The following is a 21,940-nucleotide window of genomic DNA, read 5'->3' as shown; positions in this document are numbered from 1 at the left end:
CCTCCATGCTTCACGAGGAGGTCGTGGGCCGCATCCGCGCCATCCTGCTCGACGGCGATATCCCGCCGGGCGCGCGAATTCCCGAGCGCGAGCTGTGCGAGCGGCTCGAGATATCGCGCACGCCGCTGCGCGAGGCGCTCAAGGTGCTGGCCGCGGAAGGGCTCGTGCAGCTGCTGCCGCATCGCGGCTCGCGCGCGGCAAAGCTGACCGACAAGGACATGCGCGACCTGTTCGAGGTCTGCCAGGGCCTGGAGGCCCTCGCCGGCGAGCTCGCCTGCGAGCGCATCAGCGATGCCGAGATCGACGCGATCGCCGCCGCGCATGCGGACATGGTGCAGCATTATCGCGAGCGCGACCTGATCCAGTACTACCGCGGCAACCGCACCATTCACGAAGCCATCGTGACCGCAGCAGGAAATCCGGTGCTCGCCGGGCTTTACGCCTCGGTGACCGCGCGCATCCGCCGCGCGCGCTACGTCACGCCGATGACGCCGCAACGCTGGGCGCTTGCGGTGAAGGAGCACGAGGCAATCCTGAACGCGCTTCAGCGGCGCGACGGCGTCGGCCTCGCCCACATCCTGCGGGCGCATCTCCGTCACAAGCGCGAGGAGGTGCTGCAGGCGGGCTTTGCCGAGACGGAAGGCAGTGACGTCACATTGAGAATTGCGTAACGCGCAATTTCGCGTCTTGGCACAACCTGCGTTTGCACGTCGCCTTCGCGCTCCGACCATCGTTCTCGTTCAACGTGCAGCGCCAAGTGATTCCACTTGCTAGCTTGTCGCAACCGGCGCAGCATGCTTTCCGCCGCCCTCCGGCCACATGGCCGATCGGGCGGCCGCTTACCGCGAACGATTGCGCAAAACAAAAGACGAAAGCGGAGGAAAAGAATGACATTCGACGTCTCGCGTCGGTCCCTACTCGCACTCGGCGCCGGTCTCGGTGCTAGCCTTGGCGCCAGCGCCATGCTCGGCAGCAGCGCGATGGCACGAGCGCCCAAGCTCGGCACCCAGACGCCCTACTGGCACCGCTTCATTCTCGGCGATGCCGAGGTGACCGTCGTGTCCGACGGACCGCTTCCGCTCGGCGATCCCTCGGGGACTTTCACCGGCGTTCCCAAGGAAGAGGTCAAGAAGATGCTGGCCGACAATTTCCTGTCGCCGGACAACGTCGTGCTCGAACAGAATTCCCCGATCGTCAATACCGGCGACAAGCTCATCCTGTTCGACACCGGCATGGGCTCGTCGAAGATGTTCGGCGCCAGCACCGGACGTCAGCAGAAGAGCATGATGGAGGCCGGTATCAAGCCGGAGGACATCGATGCCGTCGTGTGCTCGCATGCCCATATCGATCATATCGGCGGCATCGTCGACGAGGGCGGCAAGCCGCTGTTCCCCAACGCGCAAGTCTACATTGCCCAGAGCGATTTCGACTTCTGGACCGACGAAGGCAAGCTCGGCAGCGCGGCCAAGGACTTCGTCGTCCACGCCCGCAAGAACCTGCTGCCGGTCCGGGACCGGATCAAGTTCTTCAAGGACGGTGAGGAATTCCTGCCCGGCGTGCAGGCGATCGCCGCGCCCGGCCACACCGTCGGCCACACCATCTTCATGGTCTCGTCGGCCGGCAAGTCGTTTGCCTTTCTCGGCGATCTCTCGCACCATTCGGTGCTGCTGCTGGAGAGGCCGCGAATGGAGTTCTCCTACGATTCCGATCCGAAGCAGGCGGCCGAGTCGCGCGTCAAGCTGCTGACGATGCTGGCGGCGAACAAGATCCCGGTGATGTCCTATCACTTCGCCTGGCCCGGCTACGGCCACGTCGCCAAGGCCGGAGACGGGTTCCATTACTATCCGCAACCGATGCAGATGACGTTGTAGCCGTCAGTTCAGGTCCGGGTGGCGCCGGCCGCCCGGACTGTTCGTCGCTGCGCGAGGGAGACGCAAGCTGGTCTCATGCGCGCGATCCTGAGTTAGGATCTCCTGCTCCGCTATGGATCCATATCGGCATCGCCGAAGACCGCGACCAGGCGGAAACGCTCGCACATCAGCATCATATCGTCGCTATAGCGCCCGAGCCTGCCGAAATAGGACTGATGGGCACGGCGCCAATAGGCCAGGCTACGGTCCCCCTCTCCCTCTTCATACGCGAACGCATCGTCGACCTCGTTGAAGCGCCGGTAGGTCACCTCGATGGATTCGATCACGCAGCGCGGCTCTCCTCGCCCGTCGAGCACGACCCAGCGCTCACCGGGCGTCGAGGTGTTCGGCTCGTCCTCGGTGCTGCACGTCGCGGTCTTGATGCCCTTGGCGACGAGCTCGACCAATTCGTCGGCCAGCGCAGGACTGTCGCCGAACGCGAAGCTTCGCAGATCTCGATATTGCTCGGGGATCTGCCTGCCCATCCTAGCAGCCGAGCTTGTCGGCGATGCCGCCAAAATCCTTTGCGACGATGTCCCAATTGCCGGTGGCTTCGAAATCGACCTTCTGGAGCGGCCCGTATTCGGTCGGCCGCGCCACGAACGCGGTCTTGAGCCCGTTCTTCTGGGCGGCGGCGAGATCGCCGTTGTGGGCGGCGACCATCATCACCTCGTCCGGCCTGAGGCAGAGCAGGCGCGCGGCGCCGAGATAGGTTTCCGGATCGGGCTTGTAGTGCTCGAACAGCTCGGCCGACATGATGAGGTCCCACGGCAGGCCGGCGAACTTCGCCATGTTGGTGAGCAGCGCGACGTTGCCGTTCGAGAGCGGCGAGATCACGAATTTTGATTTCAGCCGCCTCAAGCCGGCGACGCTGTCGGGCCAGGGATGCAGCCGATGCCACCCCTTGGTGAGGTAATCGAGATCGGCCTCAGTCAGGCCCTTGATCGCGAATTGATCGACCAGCTTCTCCAGCGAGCGGCGATGCAGATCGTCGAGCATGACATAGCCGCGCTCGGGATGCTTGCGCACGTCGTCCATCGAGGCCATGTACATGCCGCGCCAGCCGTCAACCAGCGCGGTCCAGTCCGCGCTGATGCCGCGCTGTTTGCTCCACCACATGAAGTCGGTGATCAGGCTGGTGCGCCAGTCCACGACCGTGCCGAAGACGTCGAAGACCAGGGCTTTGACGGCGGAGAGATCGGACATGGAGGCTTCCCCCGATTGTTCTTGTTGTCAATTTTCTTGCTGTCATTCCGGGGCGATGCGCAGCATCGAGCCCGGAATCCATCTCGATACAGACCCTGCCGCTCGATGGATTCCGGGCTCTCGCTTCGCGAGCCCCGGAATGACGGCAGTTGGCGTTGCCCTGCCTAGTCCAGATGGAACTTGGCGAGCTCGCGATGCTCGGCCTTGATGTAGCGCACAGTGCCGGTGACCGAGCGCATCACCACCGTCTCGGTCTCGATCACACCGTCCTTGCGGAACTTGACGCCTGACAGCAGCGAGCCCGTGGTGACGCCGGTGGCGGCGAACAGGCAGTCGCCGCGCGCCATGTCCTCGATGCCGTAGATCATCTTGGGATCGTTGACGCCCATCTTGGCGGCGCGCTCGCGCTTCTCCTCGGAATCGAGGATGAGGCGGCACTGCATCTGGCCGCCGATGCAGCGCAGCGCCACGGCGGCCAGCACGCCTTCCGGCGCGCCGCCGGTGCCGAGATACATGTCGACGCCGGTATTGTCGGGGTCTGCGCAGTGGATCACGCCGGCGACGTCGCCGTCGGTGATCAGGCGCACGGCAGCTCCCGTCGAGCGTACGCTCTCGATGATGCTGGCATGGCGCGGACGGTCGAGCACGAGCACGGTGATGCCATCGGGCTTGACGCCCTTGGCCTTGGCGAGACGGCGGACATTGTCGGCCGGCGAAGCATCGAGCTCGACGACGCCCTTGTCGTAGCCGGGGCCGATCGCGAGCTTCTGCATGTAGACGTCGGGCGCGTGCAGCAGCGTGCCGCCGTCGGCCATCGCCATGGTGGCGATCGAGCCCGGCATGTTCTTGGCGCACAGCGTAGTGCCTTCGAGCGGATCGACCGCGATATCGACCTCAGGACCTGCCTTGAGGCCGACCTGCTCGCCGATGTACAGCATCGGCGCCTCGTCGCGCTCGCCCTCGCCGATCACGATGGTGCCCTGGATCGGCAGCTTGTTGAGCTCGCGCCGCATGGCGTCGACGGCGGCCTGGTCGGCCGCCTTCTCGTTGCCATGGCCGCGCAACCGCGCCGACGACACCGCCGCCCGCTCCGTCACCCGCACGATCTCCAGCGTCAGGATGCGCTCGAGCAAGGCGTGCGGGGGGACTTCAATATGGGTCGACATCGGCTTACTCCTTCGAAACGTTTGGGACGGGCATCTCCGTCCGCATCAACTCACAACGCCCGGTGTTCGTTCGAACGAACGACCGCCTTATGGCTTGAGCATGACCTTTCCGGAAAACCGCTCAACACTTTGCGCTGCGCGGCCCTCCGGGTCCGAGGTCATGCTCTAGTTCTTCTCGATCCGGATCACCTGCGGCCGTCCGCTGATCACCTTGTCCTTCTGCACGGCGGCGAGCGCACGGCGCACGGCATCCTCGTGCGTTGCATAGGTGATCAGGATGACGGGCACGGGGATCGCCTTGCCGTCAGCGGGGGCAGCGCCGCCATTGGGATGACGCTGCACGATCGACTCGATCGAAATCTTCTGCTCGGCAAGCCGCGTCGCGATCGCGGCCGCGGTGCCGGGGAAATCGCGTGCGAGCAGGCGGATGTAATAGCCACCCTCGTGGCGCTCCATCGGCGCCTTCTTGGTGTCGCGCAGCTGCGCGATCGGCCGGCCGAACGGATTGGCGCGGATGCCGCGCGCAACATCGGCGATATCGGCGACGACGGCAGATGCGGTCGCGGCACCGCCGGCGCCCGGGCCGACCAGCGTGATCGGCGGAATGCCCTCGCCATCGATCGTGACCGCATTGGTGACACCCATCACCTGCGCGATCGAGGAGGATTTCGGCACCATGGTCGGATGCACGCGCTGCTCGATGCCCTTGGCAGTGCGAACGGCAACACCGAGCAGCTTGACGCGGTAACCGAGGTCGGCGGCGGCGCGAAGATCTTCCGGCGCGATGGATGAGATGCCTTCGACATACACGGCGCTTTGAGCAACTTTCGTGCCGAAAGCGAGGCTGGCGAGAATGGCGAGCTTCTGCGCGGTATCGTGGCCGTCGACGTCGAAGGACGGATTGGCCTCGGCATAGCCGAGCCGCTGCGCGTCCTTGAGGCATTCGGCGAAGGACAGGCCCTCCTGCTCCATCCGGGTCAGGATGTAATTGCAAGTGCCGTTGAGGATGCCGTAGACGCGGTTGATGCCGGTTCCGGCAAGACCTTCGCGCAACGTCTTGATGACGGGGATCGCGGCGCCGACCGCTGCCTCGAAATTCAGCGCGCCGCCGTGCTTTTCAGCCGCCTTGGCGAGCTTGAGGCCGTGCTTGGCGAGCAGCGCCTTGTTGGCCGTGACGACCGACTTGCCGGCGCTGAGCGCAGCGTCCACCGCCGACAGCGCGGGGTCGCCGGCGCCGCCCATCAGCTCGACGAAGCAATCGACCTCCGGATGCGTGGCGAGCGCCATCGGATCCTTCGCCCATTCGACGCCGCGCAAATCGATGCCGCGCTTCTTCGCCTTCGAGCGCGCGGTGACGGCAACGACGCGGATGCCGCGGCCGCTGCGGCCCGCGAGCACCCGCGCCTGCGTGTCGATCAAACGGACAACTTCGGCACCCACGGTGCCGAGCCCCGCTATGCCCACTTTCAGGGGTGCAACCATGATGTCTTAGAAAACCTGCCGAAGAGAACTCAACGCCGATTGGCGAGCGGAACGACGTTGTGCAACGTTTCGATCCCGCTTTCAAGGAAGCGGCGCACGCCGCGCGCGGCCTGCCTGATGCGTTGCTCGTTTTCCACCATGGCGATGCGGACATATCCTTCACCATGCTCGCCGAAGCCGACGCCGGGCGAGACCGCGACGCCGGATTTCTCCACCATCAGCGTGGCGAACTGCATGCTGCCGATGCTGCGGAAGGCTTCCGGCAGCGGCACCCAGGCGAACATCGAGGCTTCCGGCGGCGGGATGTCCCACCCCGCGCGGCCGAACGATTCCACCAGCGCATCGCGGCGCTTGCGGTAGGTGTCACGCATCTCCTTGATGCAGTCGTCCGGGCCGTTCAGTGCGGCGGTCGCCGCGACCTGCACCGGCGTGAAGGCGCCGTAATCGAGGTAGGATTTGACCCGGGCAAGAGCTGCGATCACGCGCTCATTGCCGACCGCAAAGCCCATGCGCCAGCCGGCCATCGAATAGGTCTTCGACATCGAGGTGAACTCGACGGTGCAGTCCATCGCGCCCGGCACCTGCAGCACCGAGGGCGGCGGATTGCTCTCGTCGAAATAGACCTCGGCATAAGCGAGATCGGACAGGATCAGGATCTCGTGCTTCTTGGCGAACGCGACGAGATCCTTGTAGAAGTCCAGGCTCGCGACATAGGCGGTCGGGTTCGAGGGATAGCAGACGACGAGCGCGATCGGTTTGGGGATCGAATGCACGATCGCGCGCTCGGCCGCCTCGAAGAACTCAGGTGTCGGCTCCGAGGGCACCGAGCGGATCACGCCGCCCGCCATCAAGAAGCCGAAGGCGTGAATCGGGTAGCTCGGGTTCGGGCAGAGGATGACGTCGCCGGGCGCGGTGATCGCCTGCGCCACGTTGGCAAAACCTTCCTTCGAGCCCAGCGTCGCCACCACCTGGGTGTCGGGGTTCAGCTTCACGCCGAAGCGGCGGGCGTAATAGGCGGCCTGGGCCCGGCGCAGTCCGGGGATACCGCGCGAGGCCGAGTAGCGGTCGGTGCGCGGCTTGCCCAGCGTCTCCTTCAGCTTCTCCAGCACATGGGGCGGCGCCGGCAGATCCGGATTGCCCATGCCGAGGTCGATGATGTCGGCGCCGGCATTGCGCGCAGCCGCCTTGGCCCGGTTGACCTGCTCGAACACGTAAGGCGGAAGGCGGCGAATGCGGTAAAATTCTTCCATGGCTCTCTGGGCTCCGGGCAACCGGTCAGGACAGAATCGACGGCCCGCGAGGGCCATTCCAAAAGCAACCCCGCCTCAACGCGAAAATTGCTCAAGATCAAACACTTAGAGCAATCGTCGACGACGAAGACTGAAGTCGTTCGCCTGACTCTCGGCTGAACCGAGGTCTTTTAGCACGGCAACGCGGAGGCGCCAGCGATTACCTTGCCGGTGTCACCGTCGCGGGCCTATTTGGCGTCCTTGGCGGCAGCGGCCTGGCGATCGCGCGCAGCGGCGAGCTCGGCCTCGATCTTGGCGCGCTGCTCCAGCGGGATGATCGCCTGATCGCGATCCGGCGGCAGATCGTGCACCGGCAGATAGGACCCGGGCTCCCGGGTACGCGACTGCGCGTCCGCAGGCGCCAGGTCCGCAAACTGGCTCGAACACCCGCCCAGGGCGAGCGCCGCGAGAAGCACCGCACCGCAGATCGGCAGCGTCTTTTCCAGGTCCCATACCGCCAACACTTGGGAAATCCCCTACTCGTCCCAAAGCACGGCCCCGGGTAAGCTTACCCAAGACCGCGCCCAAGCTCAAACCATTGCTGCCCATAATGGTGCGAGCCAGAAAACAGCCGATGCCCAACAAGCCGAGCCGTGCGGCCCGATTGTGACGGAACCAAGAAGATTTGTCGCAGTGCAACACATCTTCGAGAGCGTTTAACGTCAAACATGCGAGCTTCGCGGTGACGAATACGGAATGAATCGTTACTGTTCTGCCCATGAGCATGGCCACCACCGATACGCCGAAACCCGAGACGAAGTTCGATGCCGAAGCCTTCGCGATGAACGTCGCGCGGGCGATGGAGAGCGGCGGCAAGGCGCTCGCCGCCTACCTCAAGCCGCGCGAGAGCGGCGAGGTGCAGGATCGCCCGCCGGCCGAGCTTGCCGAGGTCGTCAAGACGTTCACCTCGGTCGCCGAATATTGGCTGTCGGACACGTCCCGCTCCTCCGATCTCCAGACCAAGCTCGCCAAGGACTATCTCGACCTCTGGGGCTCGGCCGTGCGCCGCCTGGCCGGTCAGGACGCCGAGCCCGCGATCGCGCCCTCGCCGCGCGACAAGCGCTTTGCCGATCCGGAATGGAAGTCGAACCAGTTCTTCGACTTCGTCATGCAGCTCTATCTGCTCACCACCAAATGGGCTCAGGAGCTGGTGCGCGACGCCGAAGGGCTCGATCCGAACACGCGTCGCAAGGCCGAGTTCTACGTCCAGCAGGTCACCAACGCGCTGTCGCCATCGAACTTCGTTCTGACCAACCCCGAAGTGCTGCGCGAGACGGTGGCGTCCAGCGGCGAGAATCTCGCCCGCGGCCTCAAGATGCTGGCCGAGGACATCGCCGCCGGCAAGGGCATGCTGAAGATCCGCCAGTCCAACCCGGACAATCTCGTCGTCGGCGTCAACATGGCGACGACGCCGGGCAAGGTGATCTACCAGAACGAGATGATGCAGCTGATCCAGTATTCGCCGACGACGGAGAAGGTGCTGCGCACCCCGCTCCTGATCGTGCCGCCCTGGATCAACAAGTTCTACATCCTCGATCTCAAGCCGGAGAAATCCTACATCAAGTGGTGCGTCGACCAGGGCATCACCGTGTTCGTGGTCTCATGGGTCAATCCCGACAAGCGGCTCGGCACCAAGGGCTGGGAAGACTACATGAAGGAAGGCCCGCTCACGGCGATGGACGTGATCGAGAAGGTCACCGGCGAGATGAAGGTGCACACCGCCGGCTATTGCGTCGGCGGCACGATGCTGGCGACCACGCTGGCCTGGCTCGCCGAGAAGCGCCGCCAGCGCGTGTCGTCCGCGACATTCTTCGCGGCCCAGGTCGACTTCACCCATGCCGGCGACCTCCTCGTGTTCGTCGACGAGGAGCAGATCGCAGCACTGGAGCACGACATGAAGACGGCCGGCGTGCTGGAAGGCTCGAAGATGGCGATGGCCTTCAACATGCTGCGCTCCAACGACCTGATCTGGTCCTATGTGGTCAGCAATTATCTGAAGGGCCAGCAGCCGAGCGCGTTCGACCTGTTGCACTGGAACTCCGATGCGACACGGATGACGCAGGCCAACCATTCCTATTACCTGCGCAATTGCTACCTGGAGAACCGGCTCTCCACCGGCACGATGGTGCTCGACAACACCCTGCTCGATCTCTCCAAGGTGAAGGTGCCGGTCTACAATCTCGCCACCCGCGAGGACCACATCGCGCCCGCTGAATCGGTGCTGTACGGCTCGCAGTTCTTCGGCGGCCCGGTGAAATACGTATTGTCCGGCTCGGGCCACATCGCAGGCGTGGTCAATCCGCCTGCCGCGAACAAGTACCAGTATTGGACCAACGACAACATCAAGGACGTCAGCGTCGCGCAGTGGATAAAGGGCGCCGTGGAGCACAAGGGCTCGTGGTGGCCGGACTGGCGCCAATGGCTGGGCGAGCTCGATCCCGAGGAAGTCCCGGCGCGCGCGGTCGGCAGCGAGGCATTCCCGCCGATCGAGGACGCGCCCGGCAGCTACGTCAGAGTTCGCGCGTAGCGGAATCCGGCGCGCTTTCGTATAGACAGATTGTTTGAGCATGATCGTTTCGGAAAACCGCTACTCACTTTTCCGGATCATGCTCTAGCCTCAATCCAGCGACGACACAGGGGACCGGCACTATGACACGTGAATTGTTCTGGCTGACACTGACGGTGATCCTGACGGGAGTCCTGTGGGTTCCCTACATCATCAACCGCTGCCAGGTTCGCGGGTTGAACGGCGCCATGGCCAACCCCTCGCGCGGCGACAAGCCGCAGGCGGAGTGGGCGAACCGGCTGATGTTCGCCCATGACAACGCCGTCGAGAACCTCGTCATCTTCGCACCTCTGGTGCTGATCCTGAACGCGATCGACTATTCCACCAAATGGACGGTGCTCGCCTGCGCCGTCTATTTCTGGTCGCGCGTCGCACACATCATCGTCTATGCGCTTGGAATCCCGGTGTTCCGCACCCTCGCCTTCACCGTCGGCTTCCTCGCCCAGGCCGTGCTGGCGCTGGCGATCTTCAGGGTGTTTTGATCGCATGCCTTCGGCTCCCGGCCATGCTTAGCGAATCCGGCCGGGATTTCGTAGAATTCCACGACCTCGATGCCGACACGATCCGCTCCATCGTCGATCGCGCGCAGGGGCTCGCAGCGGCATGGGCCGACCGCGCCATGCCGCAGAGCCTCGCCGGCAGGCGCGTGGCGCTCATCGTTGACGATGGCGGATGGAGGAATACCACCGCCTTCGAACTGGGCGTAAAGGCGATGGGCGGAATCTGCGCCAACGCACCGGTGAGATTCAACTTCAGCGAAACGGCGGCCGATATTGCCGCATATCTCGACAATTGGTTCGACGTCCTTGTGGTCCGCACCCGGGAGCTGTCGGCTCTGCAAGAGCTCGCCTCCCACGCCCGTGCGCCGGTTGTCAATGCGAGAACGCGATCGAACCACCCCTGCGAAACGCTGGGCGATCTCGCCTATGTGCGGAGCCGGAGGGCAAGCCTGGACGGGCTGAAAGTCGTCGGCCTCGCTCCGGATGCGAACATCCTGAGATCATGGGTCGAAGCCTCCATCGCACTGCCGCTCCAGGTAACCCAGATCTCTCCGGAAGATTGGCACGTCAACGACCTCGCGGCTCCGAACTTCGCCACCAGCACCAGCCTGGATGCCTTGTTCGATGCGGACGTGATCGTCACGGATTGCTGGCCTGATGGCGCAAGCGCGGATCAACTCCTTGGGTACCAGGTATCGGCATCGCTTCTCGACAAATGCCGTCCCGACGTCATTTTCCTGCCCTGCCCGCCAGTCACCCGAGGCCGGGAGGTCAGCCTTGATGCGATGTCGCACCACGCCTGCCAGAGCCCAGCCGCAAAAGCCTATCTGCTGCACGCGCAGAACGCATTGCTTGAATGGATCGTCGCCTAACGGACGCCGGTGACAACTGGAAGATGCTCGGCTGCGCCGTCTGTTTCTGGTCGCGCCTCGCGCACATCATCGTCTATGCAATCGGCGTCCCGGTGTTCCGCACGCTGGCCTTCACCGTCGGCTTGCTCGCCCAGGCCGTGCTGGTGCTGGCGATCTTCAGGGTGTTTTGATCTCATGTCCCGGACGCGAGAAGCGCGAGCCGGGACCCAGCAAGTTTTAATTGAGCAGCAAGAATGGGCCCCGGCTCTGCAGCGCATCACTGAAGACGTGCTGCGCTGTGTCCGGGGCACGAGCGGTGCCTGCCTCACTCCTCCGGCAGGCCCAGCATCAGCCGCATGTTCTGGACGGCTGCACCGGATGCACCCTTGCCGAGATTGTCGAGCCGGGCGACCAGGAGCGCCTGGTGATATTTGTCGCTGGCGAAGACGTAGAGCTCGAGCATGTTGGTCTCGTTGAGCGCCTCCGGCTCGAGCCGGCCGCCCTTGCTCGCCTCGTTCTGCAGCGACATCACCTTGACGTATTTCGAGCCGGCGTAACGCTTTGCCATCGCGGCTTGCAGGTCGGCGCCGCCAGGCTTGCCCGGCAACGTGTCGAGCTGGAGCGGTACCGAGACCAGCATGCCTTGCCGATAATTGCCGACCGAGGGAATGAAGATCGGCCGCCGTGTCAGGTTCGAATAGAGCTGCATCTCCGGCAGATGCTTGTGCTCGAAGCCGAGGCCGTAGAGCTCGAAGGACGGCGCGCTGCCATCCTCGAAGCTCGCGATCATCGACTTGCCACCGCCGGAATAGCCGCTCACCGCGTTGACGGTGACGGGATAATCTTGCGGCAGCACGCCGGCATCGACGATCGGCCGCAGCAGCGCAATCGCGCCGGTCGGATAGCAGCCGGGATTGGAGACCTTCTTCGCCGACTTGATCTTGCCGGCCTGGTCCGGCGTCAGCTCCGGAAAGCCGTACGCCCAGTCCGGCGCGACCCGGTAGGCGGTCGAGGCATCCAGCACCTTCGGCGCGTGAGTGCCCATGCTGTCGACCAGGGCAACGGTTTCCTTCGCGGCGTCGTCGGGAAGGCAGAGGATGACGAGATCCACCTCCTCCATCAGCGCCTTCTTGGCGGCGGGATCCTTGCGCTTGTCGTCGGGAAGCGTCTTCACGACGACGTCGTTCTGGTGCTTCAGCCGCTCGTTGATGCCGAGCCCGGTGGTGCCGGAGCCACCATCGACGAAGACGGTCGCAGGCTTCTTGGCCGCGCTGGTGGTCGGGGCTTTGGTGGTGTCAGCGAGGCTCATGATGCGCTCCCTTCGAGCATGTTCGCGTCGTCTGCGAAAATCTGCGGCCTTGCCTGCCGCATCAAATGTGAGATCCGCTTGGCATCGGCATCGCCGCCGTCAAGCGCATTCGCGATCGCTGCATAGTCGGCATCCGACTTGTGCTGGTTCAGCTTGAAGCTGCCTTCGACCTCCTCAACGGTCATGACCAGCCCAACGATCCCTTTCTTCATCATCTCCAGCCGACCCGCCGTCATCTTGGCCGACGTCCACGGCTTTTTCGGCAGCAGCCAGCCCTCGAACTTGTCGCTGAGCGTGTCGAGCTGCACCGCCAGCTCGTCGTCCGACAACAGCCGCACCGGCCCGCTCAGATGCACCGACTGGTAGAGCCAGGTCGGAACCTGATCCGGCGAGACGTACCAGTCCGGCGATACATAGGCATCGGGGCCGTTGACCGCGAGCAGCCACGACGCATCGCCGCCCGCCAGCTTTAGCAGCGGATTGTGACGGGCGAGATGAAAGGCTGCCTGCGGCGTGCCGTCTGCGGCATAGGTCAAATAGAACGGCAATGGCGAGGCGATCGGCTTCTTGCCGTCGAACGCGCACATGGTGCCGAAGCCGCGCTCCTCGGCGAATTTCAGGCTCGCGGCGCGGTCCTGCTTGAAAAACGGTGGCGTGTACATCGTGGTCTCCTGCTGGGCCTCCTAAGGAGCCGCCGGATCAGATCGCGCTGACAGGAGAGAGGATGCCGCGGATCGGGTCCAGCGGCAAAGACGATGATCTCAAACGCGATCGACCGCCCAAACCGCTAAGCTGCGGCGGCGGCGACGGGCGAACAGGATGGTCGCGGCGTTGATCATGGCGCGCGGCTATAATGCCAGCAGGTTCCATGGTCAAGAGCAAATCGGTTCGGGGGGACGGCAGGATGCCGCACGCGCGACGGCAGGATGCGCACAGATGTCATCGGGCCGCCATGGAATTTCCACCAGCAATGGGGGTTCCGGAGAAAGACCGACACGTCACAACCCCGCCGGTCCAAGCCTTTCATAACCAGCCTCAGGACATCGCCATGACCGAGATTACCCGTCGCGCAACGCTAGCCGGCGCCGCCGCCTCGGCGCTCCTGCCTTTCGTCAAGACCTCGCCCGCGGCCGCCGCCGCGCCGATGGCCGACAAGCAGAATGCGAGCTTCTATCGCTACAATGTCGGCACCCATCAGGTCACGGTGGTCTGCGACGGCGTTGCGACCGTCAATCTGACCGACAACTACGCCGCCGGCGCCAGCAAGGACGACATCAACAAAGTGTTCGCCGAGCACCACCTGCCGATCGACAAGGTCACCCACACCTTCAACCCGGTCGTGGTCAACACCGGACCGAAGCTCGTCGTCATCGACACCGGTCTTGGACCCGACCAGTTCACGCAGAGCAAGGGCAAAGTCGGCCAATTCCAGAACAATCTCGCCGCCGCCGGCATCGACCGCGCGGCGGTCGACACCGTCATCATCTCCCACTTCCATGGCGACCACATCAACGGCCTGCTGGCGGCCGAGAACAAGCCCGCCTTCCCCAATGCCGAGATCATGGTGCCGGCGGTGGAATGGAAGTTCTGGATGGACGACGGCGAGATGAGCAAGGGGATCGGCAATCCGATCCTCGAGAACAATTTCAAGAACATCCGCCGCGTGTTCGATGCCCTCGGCCGCAAGGTCACGCAATACGAGGCCGGCAAGGAAGTCGCGCCCGGTATCACCTCGGTGGCGAGCCCCGGCCACACGCCGGGCCACAATTCCTTCGTCGTCGCCTCCGGCGCCGAGAAGGTGCTGGTGCAGGTCGACATCACCGCGGGCGCAGCGTTCCTGTTCGTGAAGCATCCCGAATGGAACATCGCATCCGACGTCGACAAACCGCTGGCTCAGCAGACGCGCCGCAAGCTCTACGACATGGCGATCGCCGAGAAGATGCCGATCCAGGCCTTCCACGCCGCCTTCCCCGGTCTCGTCCGGGTCGAAAAGGAAAAGGACGGCTCCGGCTATCGCTGGATCCCGGCGATCTGGAACGCATCTCTGTAGGCCTCTCCCGACGCCCTGACCGGGCGACCCGGTTGCCCGGTCAGATCACCCGCCAGATCCATTCCATGATCTTGGCGAGCACGTCGCCGAACAGCAGCAGCACGGCCGACCAGATCAGGGCCGAGACGAAATTGGCGGCCTGGAAGCTCCAATAGGGCATCTCGAAAATGCCGGCCGCGAGCGGCACGGAGGCGCGCAAGGGGCCGAAGAAGCGGCCGATGAAGATGCTGGGGATGCCCCAACTGCGCACGAACGCCTCTCCTCTCGGCAACAGATCGGGATAGCGCGAGAGCGGCCACATCTGGGCGACCTGCTCCTTGTAGCGGTAGCCGAACCAATAGGAGACCCAGTCGCCGAGCGCCGCGCCGAGGCCGCCGGCGATCCAGACAGGAAAGAAGCTGATGCCGCTGACGCCGATCAGGGCGCCGATCGCCACCAGCGCACCCCAGGCGGGGACCAGCAGCGAGATGAACGCAAGCGACTCCCCGAACGCGAGCAGGAACACGATCGGCGCCGCCCAGGCCTGGTGAACGCGCACGAATTCAGCGAGGGCGTGCGCATATTGCTCCATCAAAAATAGCCTTCCCGCCCCGTCTCAAAGGTGCTGCTCGATGAAAAGGACTGGTAAGCCAAGGACTTGTGTGACATCAAGTCACAAAAGCCCACATGTCCAGCGCCGGCACGTCAAATTGACGGGAATTGGTCGGCCTGCGGCGTAAAACCGCCGCTATTGGCTCCCAACCCACACCCCTGCCCCGGCCTGCGGTAACCTTTCCAAGTCAGAAGTGGCATAGTCGGCACCAACCGATTCGCCGCCCCTGCGGCCCTCAGAAGCTATCAAGACATATGTCCAAGCAGTTGAAGCCCAAAGCAAAAGACGATTTTTTCGGCGGCGACGAGCCGAAACCCCGCGCCGCCAAGGCGGCGCCGCGCGGAAGCGGCGGGGAAGCCGATTACACGGCCGCCGACATCGAGGTGCTCGAAGGCCTGGAACCGGTGCGCCGCCGGCCCGGCATGTATATCGGCGGCACCGACGAGAAGGCGCTGCATCATCTGTTCGCCGAGGTCATCGACAACTCGATGGACGAAGCGCTGGCCGGGCACGCGACCTTCATCGGAGTCGAGCTCAGCGCTGACGGGTTCCTGACCGTGACAGACAACGGCCGCGGCATCCCGGTCGACCCGCATCCGAAATTCCCGAAGAAGTCGGCGCTCGAAGTCATCATGTGCACGCTGCATTCGGGCGGCAAGTTCGACAGCAAGGTCTACGAGACCTCGGGCGGCCTGCACGGCGTCGGCATCTCGGTGGTGAACGCCCTCTCCTCCCGTCTCGAGGTCGAGGTCGCGCGCAGCCAGAAGCTCTACCGCATGACGTTCGAGCGCGGACACCCCAAGGGCAAGCTCGAGGATCTCGGCAAGGTCAACAACCGCCGCGGCACGCGCGTGCGCTTCAAGCCCGACACCGACATCTTTGGTGCCAAGGCCGCGTTCAAGCCGCAGCGGCTGTTCAAGATGACGCGCTCGAAGGCCTACCTGTTCGGCGGCGTCGAGATCCGCTGGAATTGCGCACCCGAGCTGCTCAAGGGCATCGAGGACGTGCCGGCGGAAGCGACATTCCACTTCCCGGGCGGGCTCAAGGACTATCTCGCTGCCGCGATCCACGCCGACACGCTGGTGCATCCCGACATCTTCTCCGGCAAGTCGGGGCGCAACGGCGCGCATGGCGCTTGCGAATGGGCGGTGGCCTGGACCGCCGATGCCGACGGCTTCCTCTCCTCCTACACCAACACCGTGCCGACGCCGGACGGCGGCACGCATGAATCCGGCCTGCGCAGCGCGCTGCTGCGCGGCCTGAAGGATCACGCCGAGCGCGTCGGCCAGGGCAAGCGCGCGGCCTCCGTCACCTCGGAAGACGTGATGGTGGGCGCTGCCGTGATGCTCTCGGTGTTCGTGCGCGAGCCTGAATTCCAGGGCCAGACCAAGGATCGCCTCGCCACCGCCGAAGCGCAGCGCATCGTCGAGCAGGCGATGAAGGACCCGTTCGACCATTGGCTGTCGGGCAATCCGAACATGGCCAACAGGCTGCTCGATTTCGTCATCGACCGCGCCGAGGAGCGGCTGCGGCGGCGGCAGGAGAAGGAGACCGCACGCAAGACCGCCGGCAAGAAGCTGCGCCTGCCCGGCAAGCTCGCCGACTGCACCGATGCCGGCACCGAAGGCTCCGAGCTGTTCATCGTCGAGGGTGACTCGGCCGGCGGCAGCGCCAAGCAGGCGCGCGACCGCAAGACGCAGGCCGTACTGCCCTTGCGCGGAAAAATCCTCAACGTCGCGTCCGCCGGCAAGGACAAGCTGACGGCGAACGCGCAGCTCTCGGATCTCGTGCAGGCGATCGGCTGCGGTACGCTCGCGCAATATCGCGAAGAGGATCTGCGCTATCAGCGCATCATCATCATGACCGACGCCGACGTCGACGGCGCCCACATCGCCTCACTGCTGATCACCTTCTTCTACCGGCAGATGCCGCGGCTGATCGATGAAGGCCATCTCTTCCTCGCGGTGCCGCCGCTCTACAAGCTGACCCACGGCTCCAAGTCGGTCTACGCCCGCGACGACGCCCACAAGGAGGCGCTGCTCAAGAGCGCGTTCAACGCCAACGCCAAGGTCGAGGTGAACCGCTTCAAAGGTCTCGGCGAGATGATGCCGGCGCAGCTCAAGGAGACCACCATGGACCCGGCCAGGCGGACCCTGCTCAAGGTGGTGCTGCTGGCCGACGACCGCGACACCACGGCGGATTCGGTCGAGCGGCTGATGGGCACCAAGGCCGAGGCGCGCTTTGCGTTCATCTCGGACAAGGCCGAGTTCGCCAGCGACGAGCTGCTGGACGTATAAGGCGGCACCAAGCCGGCCGCACGCCAACACAGCTCCGGCCCAAGCCGGGGCTGTGTCGTTTGAGGAGCGGCCGCCGATCCGGCCGGCCTACCGCTGCGCTGCCGGCATTTCGTTGATTCCCGGATCGTCTCGATGCGACTCGGCCAGCGACTCAGGGATGCAACGGCCGAGGCCGGATTGCCTTCATTTCGGACAAGGCCGGATTCACTAACGAGACGTTACCAAAATTCGAGCCACCTAAATTCGCTCAACTCTCTGAAATATCTCAGATATTCTAGATTTCCGCGACGACGCCGCAAACACACCCGCACCGGCGTTTTCCGGCGACTGTGCCTGCCCTGCAACAGCATTTCGGCGAGAACCGTCTATAGTTCGGGCATCAGATGACACGGACTTCAGTGCGCTCGCGCCTACAAGGTTTGGGGATTTAAGATGAAGAAGACTTTGCTCGCTTTGACCGCGATCGCCGCGATGACCGGCTCGGCCTCGGCTGCCGACCTGGCTGCCCGTCCCTATGCGAAGGCCCCGATGCCGGCGCCCGTCGCGAACTGGACCGGCTTCTACGTGTTCGGCGGCGGCGGCGGCGGCCTCTCGAATGCCGACCAGAGCATTGTGGACACGGCCACCGGCACCCCGTTGACGATCACGCAGCGTCAGGGCGGCTCCGGCTGGTTCGGCACGGTTGGCGCCGGTTACGACTGGCAGTTCAGCGGCACCTGGGTCGCCGGTGTGTTCGCTGACGGTCAGTTCGGCAGCATCCGCGCCACCATCCAGGATCCGATCTTCGGCCTCACCGGCAGCCAGAAGCTGGAAACCTCCTGGGCTGCAGGCGTCCGCCTCGGCTGGCTGGTCGCTCCGAACGTTCTCTCCTACGTCAACGGCGGTTACTCTGGCGCTCACTTCGGCCGCACCAACTTCACGACGCTCGGCGGTACCCCGGCCGGCGTTCACCTCAACGGCTACGATCGTCATGGCTGGTTCATCGGCGGCGGCGTCGAGAACAGCCTGAACATCTTCGGCGTCACCTCACCCGGCTGGTTCATGAAGACCGAGTACCGTTCGGCCTTCTACGATGCCAAGACCCAGACCGAGATCCTCGATGCCGGCAACGTGCCGCTCGTGAACAGCGTCCGTGCCAACAGCTGGAACCAGACGATCTCGACCTCGCTGGTCTACCGCTTCAACTGGACCGGTCCGGTCGTCGCGAAGTACTGATCTGATCTCACGATCAAGCGTCAAAGCCCCGGCATCGCCGGGGCTTTTTCGTTGTTGGGGACGCGCTCCCTTCCCGCCGGCTGCTTGCACCAGTGCCGGCATTGTATCCACACCGAAGCTACGGTTACTGTGGGCCCAAGCTTTCGGCGCCGGGGATCCTTCATCATCGCGCGCGACAGAAGCGGACCGATGGGAGGAAGGCATGCGCAGATTTCTGCTGGTGGCAGGCCTGTTTGCAACCGCTCTCGGGCTGCTCTGGATCGGACAGGGCACGGGCACGGTTCCGTGGCCGCGATCGAGCTTCATGGTCAACCAGCTGCAATGGGCCGGCTATGGCGCAGCCATGGCCGGGTTCGGGCTGGTGCTGATCTGGCAGAGCAACCAATAAAGAAACCAGGGAATGAGAGCATGACATCCAGCCGGTTCGATCTCCGCGGCAAGGTCGCGATCGTCACGGGAGGCAATGGCGGCATCGGGCTCGGCATGGCGCGCGGCCTGGCCGATGCCGGCGCCGATATCGCCGTGGTCGGACGCAACGAGGCCAAGTCCGCCGCCGCCGTGGCCGATCTCAAGCAGCGCGGCGTGAAGGCGATCGCCGTCGCCACCGACGTCACCGACAAGGCGGCGGTCGCAGCCATGATCGACCGCGTCGTCAAGGAGTTCGGCCGCATCGACGTCCTCGTCAACAATGCCGGCATGAGCATCCGCAAGCCGCCGCACGAGCTCGAGCTCGACGAGTGGAACAAGGTGATCGACACCAACCTCACCAGCGCCTTCGTGTGCTCGAAGCTGGCCTATCCGGCGCTGAAGGCGTCCGGCAACGGCAAGGTGATCAACATCGGCTCGATGATGTCGATCTTCGGCGCGAGCTTCGCGACCGCCTATGCCGCCAGCAAGGGCGGGATCGTGCAGTACACCCGCGCCTGCGCCAATGCCTGGGCGCCCGACAACATCCAGGTCAATGCCATCCTGCCGGGATGGATCGACACCGATCTCACCCGCGGCGCGCGGCAGCAGGTCTCGGGGCTGCACGAGCGCGTGCTGGCGCGCACGCCCGCGGGGCGTTGGGGCGACATCGACGACTTCGCCGGCATCGCCGTGTTCCTGGCATCGCCCGCGTCGAATTTCGTCACCGGCACGGCGATCCCGGTCGACGGCGGATTCTCGGTGATGGCCTGAGTGCCCGCCGGCCAACGACGCAAAAAGAAGCCCCGGACAAGGCCGGGGCTTTTGAATTTGAGCAGTGATTTTCTTGATCGTTGGTCGCGTTGCGTCGACGTGCTCAGTAGCGGGCGATGACCGGCGCGTCGAACTTGTAGCTCGCGCGCACCACGGCCCACTGAATGTCTCGCGGCTTGGTATCGAAGGTGTAGTTGCCCGCCGTGCCGCCGAGCTGATAGGTCTGGCTGACGAAGGCCGCGTAATTGTATTCGAGACCGACGATCCAATTGCGGGTGACGCCGTATTCCCAGCCGGCGCCGACGGTCCAGCCGTTGTGCCAGTGGGTCTGACCGCCGGTTCCTGTCACCACCGGATCGGTGACCGAGAGCCGGTTGTTGACACCCGCGTAGCCGCCCTTGATGTAGAAGAGGTTGTTCTGCACGGCAAAGCCGGCGCGACCGACGATCGTCGCCAGCACATTGGCGCGCCAGGAGAACACGTCGTTCGCCGGCGGGAATGCGGTGTTGACGAACGAGCCCTTGTTGTCGAGACCCGAGATCGTGCCTTCCACGCCGAACACGTAATTGTTGGCCTGCCAGTTGTAGCCGATCTGCGCGCCGCCCATGACGCCCGACTTGCGCTGGCGATAGCCTTCTCCCGGCAGCAGATCGCCGAACGCCGCGCCGGTGCCGTTGTTGATGAACTGCTCGTTGGTCCATGCGCCGCCGATGTGGCCGCCGACATAGAAACCGGTCCAGTTGAACAGCGGCTCGACATAAGCGGGCGCCTTCGTGTAGCGCGCACCGAGATCGGCGGCGGAGGCTGCACCCGTCGAAACCAGAGCGGTCGTGCAGGCGAAGGCGGCAATCAACTTATTACGCATGGTACACCCCGTGTCCTTGGATGGGCGCACGGTCACATCAGGCTCTTACTAAAATTGAAATCAACACGGTTAACGCGGCGGTTGAACGCGGACCGCGCCGTGAATCCGGCGGCGCTGTTGCAGCCGCGCAACGCGCCGGGCGCAATTTCACGCGGCGTTATCCCTACCGAAGTCCTACGCCGGGGATTGCGGTACGGCCCGCGAATGCACGTGCTCGGGCCGCACGCCGAGCGCAAGCAGGCGCGCCGGAATGCCCTGCAACCATGGCAGCGCGGTGATGAGACGAACGACCAGCGGCACCTTCAGCGGCCGATCGCCGCCCTGCAACGCGCCGCTGATGATGTTGTTCTGCACGATGACCTGCATTGCTTGCGTCATCTTCACCGGAAACCCGCGACGGCGCCTGATGGCATCGAGCTCGTGCTCGGACGGGCAGCCATGCTGCAGCTTGTCCGCCAGCAGGTTCGCGGTCGCGACCGCATCCTGCACGGCGAGATTGACGCCGACGCCGCCGACCGGCGACATCGCATGCGCGGCGTCGCCGATGCACAAAAGGCCGGGCTGCGTCCAGCGCACCAGACGGTTGATCGCCACGGTGAGCAGCTTGACGTCGTCGAAGCTCTTCACCTCGGCGATGCCGGAGCGGAGGATCGGCGCCATGCGCACGACGTCGTCGAGCAGCGCCGATAGTCCCCTCGCCTTCACCGCCTCGTACTGCCCCTTGGCGATGACATAGGCGCACTGCCAATAATCGCCGCGGTCGAAGGTGATCATCATCTTGCCGGGCTCGACCCGCGCGAACACGTTTTCGGTCTCGTCGGGTCTGCGGCCGGCGCGGAACCAGAGCACGTCCATCGGCGCACCGATCTCCTCGACGTTGAGGCCGGCGCGTTCGCGAACCGTCGAATGCCGGCCGTCGCAGGCAATGGTGAGATCGGCTTCGATGTCGATGATGCCGTCGCCCGTCTTCGCCCGCACGCCGGCGATCGTCTCGCCGCGGCGGATCAGATCGACCGCCTCCGCGCTCATCATCACCTCGAGCGAGGCGAAGCGGCGGCCGGCCTCGCGCAGAAAGTTCAGGAAGTCCCATTGCGGCATGAAGGCGATGAAGGGGTATTTGGTATGGAGGCGACTGAGATCGGCAATGCGCACCGGCGTGCCACCGAACAAGCCATCCATTTTTTGCAGGCGCTGATGCGGCAGCTTGAGGAAGCCGTCGATCAGGCCGAGCTCGTCCATCACCTGAAGCGTCGAGGGATGCACGGTGTCGCCGCGGAAGTCGCGGAAGAAATCCGCATGCTTCTCCAGCACCACGACGTCGATGCCGGCCCGCCCCAGGAGATAGCCGAGCATCATGCCGGCAGGTCCCCCGCCGACGATGCAGCAGCGGACTTTCATGGTCCGGCGCGATTGCTGCTCGGATGTCATTGCACCACGATCCGCGAGCCGAGTATCGATCGAGA

Annotated in this window: 21 protein-coding genes and 1 pseudogene; 11 read left to right on the top strand and 11 right to left on the bottom strand. The window is 64.5% G+C overall.

The annotated features are described in order from the left end of the window. The first annotated feature begins 5 nt into the window (after positions 1 to 5). Together BDOA9_RS21675 and BDOA9_RS21670 are read left to right on the top strand one after the other, a co-directional pair. Positions 6 to 671 (top strand): GntR family transcriptional regulator, encoded by a 666-nt coding sequence (locus BDOA9_RS21675; RefSeq protein ID WP_025036068.1) that lies wholly within the window; start codon positions 6 to 8, stop codon positions 669 to 671. A gap of 216 nt (positions 672 to 887) precedes the next feature. Continuing rightward, the gene (locus BDOA9_RS21670) at positions 888 to 1,871 is read left to right on the top strand and encodes an MBL fold metallo-hydrolase (protein WP_025036067.1); all 984 of its coding nucleotides are present in this window, start codon (positions 888 to 890) and stop codon (positions 1,869 to 1,871) included. Between the two features lie 110 nt (positions 1,872 to 1,981). On the opposite strand, the gene BDOA9_RS21665 is transcribed toward BDOA9_RS21670, so the two are convergent. From BDOA9_RS21665 to BDOA9_RS21640, 6 genes are all read right to left on the bottom strand, one after another. Then, the gene (locus BDOA9_RS21665; RefSeq protein WP_025036066.1) at positions 1,982 to 2,395 is read right to left on the bottom strand and encodes an ASCH domain-containing protein; all 414 of its coding nucleotides are present in this window, start codon (positions 2,393 to 2,395) and stop codon (positions 1,982 to 1,984) included. 1 nt (position 2,396) lies between these two features. Beyond that, the gene (locus tag BDOA9_RS21660) at positions 2,397 to 3,116 is read right to left on the bottom strand and encodes a haloacid dehalogenase type II (RefSeq protein WP_025036065.1); all 720 of its coding nucleotides are present in this window, start codon (positions 3,114 to 3,116) and stop codon (positions 2,397 to 2,399) included. 164 nt (positions 3,117 to 3,280) lie between these two features. Beyond that, positions 3,281 to 4,282, bottom strand: coding sequence for a class II fructose-bisphosphatase (gene glpX / locus BDOA9_RS21655; protein WP_025036064.1), 1,002 nt, complete (start codon positions 4,280 to 4,282; stop codon positions 3,281 to 3,283). A 165-nt stretch (positions 4,283 to 4,447) separates the two neighbouring features. Beyond that, positions 4,448 to 5,764: a homoserine dehydrogenase gene (locus BDOA9_RS21650; protein WP_025036063.1), complete on the bottom strand. Its 1,317-nt coding sequence runs from the start codon at positions 5,762 to 5,764 to the stop codon at positions 4,448 to 4,450. A gap of 29 nt (positions 5,765 to 5,793) precedes the next feature. Then, positions 5,794 to 7,014, bottom strand: a complete 1,221-nt coding sequence (locus BDOA9_RS21645) for an LL-diaminopimelate aminotransferase (RefSeq protein WP_025036062.1) — start codon at positions 7,012 to 7,014, stop codon at positions 5,794 to 5,796. 227 nt (positions 7,015 to 7,241) lie between these two features. Next, complete coding sequence (locus BDOA9_RS21640) at positions 7,242 to 7,517, bottom strand: hypothetical protein (protein WP_025036061.1); 276 nt, start codon at positions 7,515 to 7,517, stop codon at positions 7,242 to 7,244. Positions 7,518 to 7,771: 254 nt separating this feature from the next. Between BDOA9_RS21640 and BDOA9_RS21635 the strand changes: the two genes are divergently transcribed. The 4 genes and pseudogenes from BDOA9_RS21635 to BDOA9_RS21620 all read left to right on the top strand — a co-directional run. Then, a complete protein-coding gene (locus BDOA9_RS21635; RefSeq protein WP_025036060.1) occupies positions 7,772 to 9,580 on the top strand; it encodes a PHA/PHB synthase family protein in 1,809 nt (602 codons plus the stop codon). Between the two features lie 122 nt (positions 9,581 to 9,702). Further along, on the top strand, positions 9,703 to 10,101 hold the full coding sequence (locus BDOA9_RS21630; RefSeq protein ID WP_025036059.1) for an MAPEG family protein: 399 nt from the start codon (positions 9,703 to 9,705) through the stop codon (positions 10,099 to 10,101). A 23-nt stretch (positions 10,102 to 10,124) separates the two neighbouring features. Continuing rightward, complete coding sequence (locus tag BDOA9_RS21625; RefSeq protein WP_025036058.1) at positions 10,125 to 10,991, top strand: hypothetical protein; 867 nt, start codon at positions 10,125 to 10,127, stop codon at positions 10,989 to 10,991. A 23-nt stretch (positions 10,992 to 11,014) separates the two neighbouring features. Then, positions 11,015 to 11,161, top strand: a pseudogene (locus BDOA9_RS21620) (MAPEG family protein); the annotation flags it as partial. A 134-nt stretch (positions 11,162 to 11,295) separates the two neighbouring features. Here the strand turns inward: BDOA9_RS21620 and argC are convergent. Both argC and BDOA9_RS21610 read right to left on the bottom strand, forming a co-directional pair. Beyond that, positions 11,296 to 12,279, bottom strand: a complete 984-nt coding sequence (argC, locus tag BDOA9_RS21615) for an N-acetyl-gamma-glutamyl-phosphate reductase (RefSeq protein WP_025036056.1) — start codon at positions 12,277 to 12,279, stop codon at positions 11,296 to 11,298. After that, a complete protein-coding gene (locus BDOA9_RS21610; protein ID WP_025036055.1) occupies positions 12,276 to 12,941 on the bottom strand; it encodes an FMN-binding negative transcriptional regulator in 666 nt (221 codons plus the stop codon). The genes argC and BDOA9_RS21610 overlap by 4 nt, the downstream gene beginning before the upstream one ends. Positions 12,942 to 13,327: 386 nt before the next feature. On the opposite strand from BDOA9_RS21610, the gene BDOA9_RS21605 reads away from it, so the two are divergent. Next, on the top strand, positions 13,328 to 14,329 hold the full coding sequence (locus BDOA9_RS21605; protein ID WP_025036054.1) for an MBL fold metallo-hydrolase: 1,002 nt from the start codon (positions 13,328 to 13,330) through the stop codon (positions 14,327 to 14,329). Positions 14,330 to 14,369: 40 nt separating this feature from the next. On the opposite strand, the gene BDOA9_RS21600 is transcribed toward BDOA9_RS21605, so the two are convergent. Further along, on the bottom strand, positions 14,370 to 14,900 hold the full coding sequence (locus tag BDOA9_RS21600) for a DedA family protein (RefSeq protein WP_025036053.1): 531 nt from the start codon (positions 14,898 to 14,900) through the stop codon (positions 14,370 to 14,372). Between the two features lie 275 nt (positions 14,901 to 15,175). Here BDOA9_RS21600 and parE point away from each other — a divergent pair, with 275 nt between their 5' ends. From parE to BDOA9_RS21580, 4 genes are all read left to right on the top strand, one after another. Beyond that, positions 15,176 to 17,218 (top strand): DNA topoisomerase IV subunit B, encoded by a 2,043-nt coding sequence (parE, locus tag BDOA9_RS21595; protein ID WP_025036052.1) that lies wholly within the window; start codon positions 15,176 to 15,178, stop codon positions 17,216 to 17,218. A 432-nt stretch (positions 17,219 to 17,650) separates the two neighbouring features. Beyond that, positions 17,651 to 18,433 carry an outer membrane protein gene (locus tag BDOA9_RS21590; RefSeq protein ID WP_025036051.1) on the top strand — a complete coding sequence of 261 codons (783 nt, stop codon included), beginning with the start codon at positions 17,651 to 17,653 and terminating at the stop codon, positions 18,431 to 18,433. A gap of 202 nt (positions 18,434 to 18,635) precedes the next feature. After that, positions 18,636 to 18,821 carry a hypothetical protein gene (locus BDOA9_RS21585; RefSeq protein ID WP_025036050.1) on the top strand — a complete coding sequence of 62 codons (186 nt, stop codon included), beginning with the start codon at positions 18,636 to 18,638 and terminating at the stop codon, positions 18,819 to 18,821. A gap of 20 nt (positions 18,822 to 18,841) precedes the next feature. Next, positions 18,842 to 19,612, top strand: a complete 771-nt coding sequence (locus BDOA9_RS21580) for an SDR family NAD(P)-dependent oxidoreductase (protein WP_025036049.1) — start codon at positions 18,842 to 18,844, stop codon at positions 19,610 to 19,612. A gap of 103 nt (positions 19,613 to 19,715) precedes the next feature. Here BDOA9_RS21580 and BDOA9_RS21575 read toward each other — a convergent pair whose 3' ends face one another. Both BDOA9_RS21575 and BDOA9_RS21570 read right to left on the bottom strand, forming a co-directional pair. After that, positions 19,716 to 20,477: an outer membrane protein gene (locus BDOA9_RS21575; RefSeq protein ID WP_025036048.1), complete on the bottom strand. Its 762-nt coding sequence runs from the start codon at positions 20,475 to 20,477 to the stop codon at positions 19,716 to 19,718. 174 nt (positions 20,478 to 20,651) lie between these two features. Continuing rightward, complete coding sequence (locus BDOA9_RS21570; RefSeq protein WP_192859595.1) at positions 20,652 to 21,905, bottom strand: FAD-dependent oxidoreductase; 1,254 nt, start codon at positions 21,903 to 21,905, stop codon at positions 20,652 to 20,654. Positions 21,906 to 21,940: the final 35 nt, after the last annotated feature.

It is taken from the genome of Bradyrhizobium sp. DOA9, assembly GCF_000617845.2.
In the GTDB taxonomy this organism is placed as follows: Bacteria; Pseudomonadota; Alphaproteobacteria; order Rhizobiales; family Xanthobacteraceae; genus Bradyrhizobium.
Note: the sequence above shows the minus strand (reverse complement) of the source record. Positions and strands in the feature narration are given on the sequence as shown.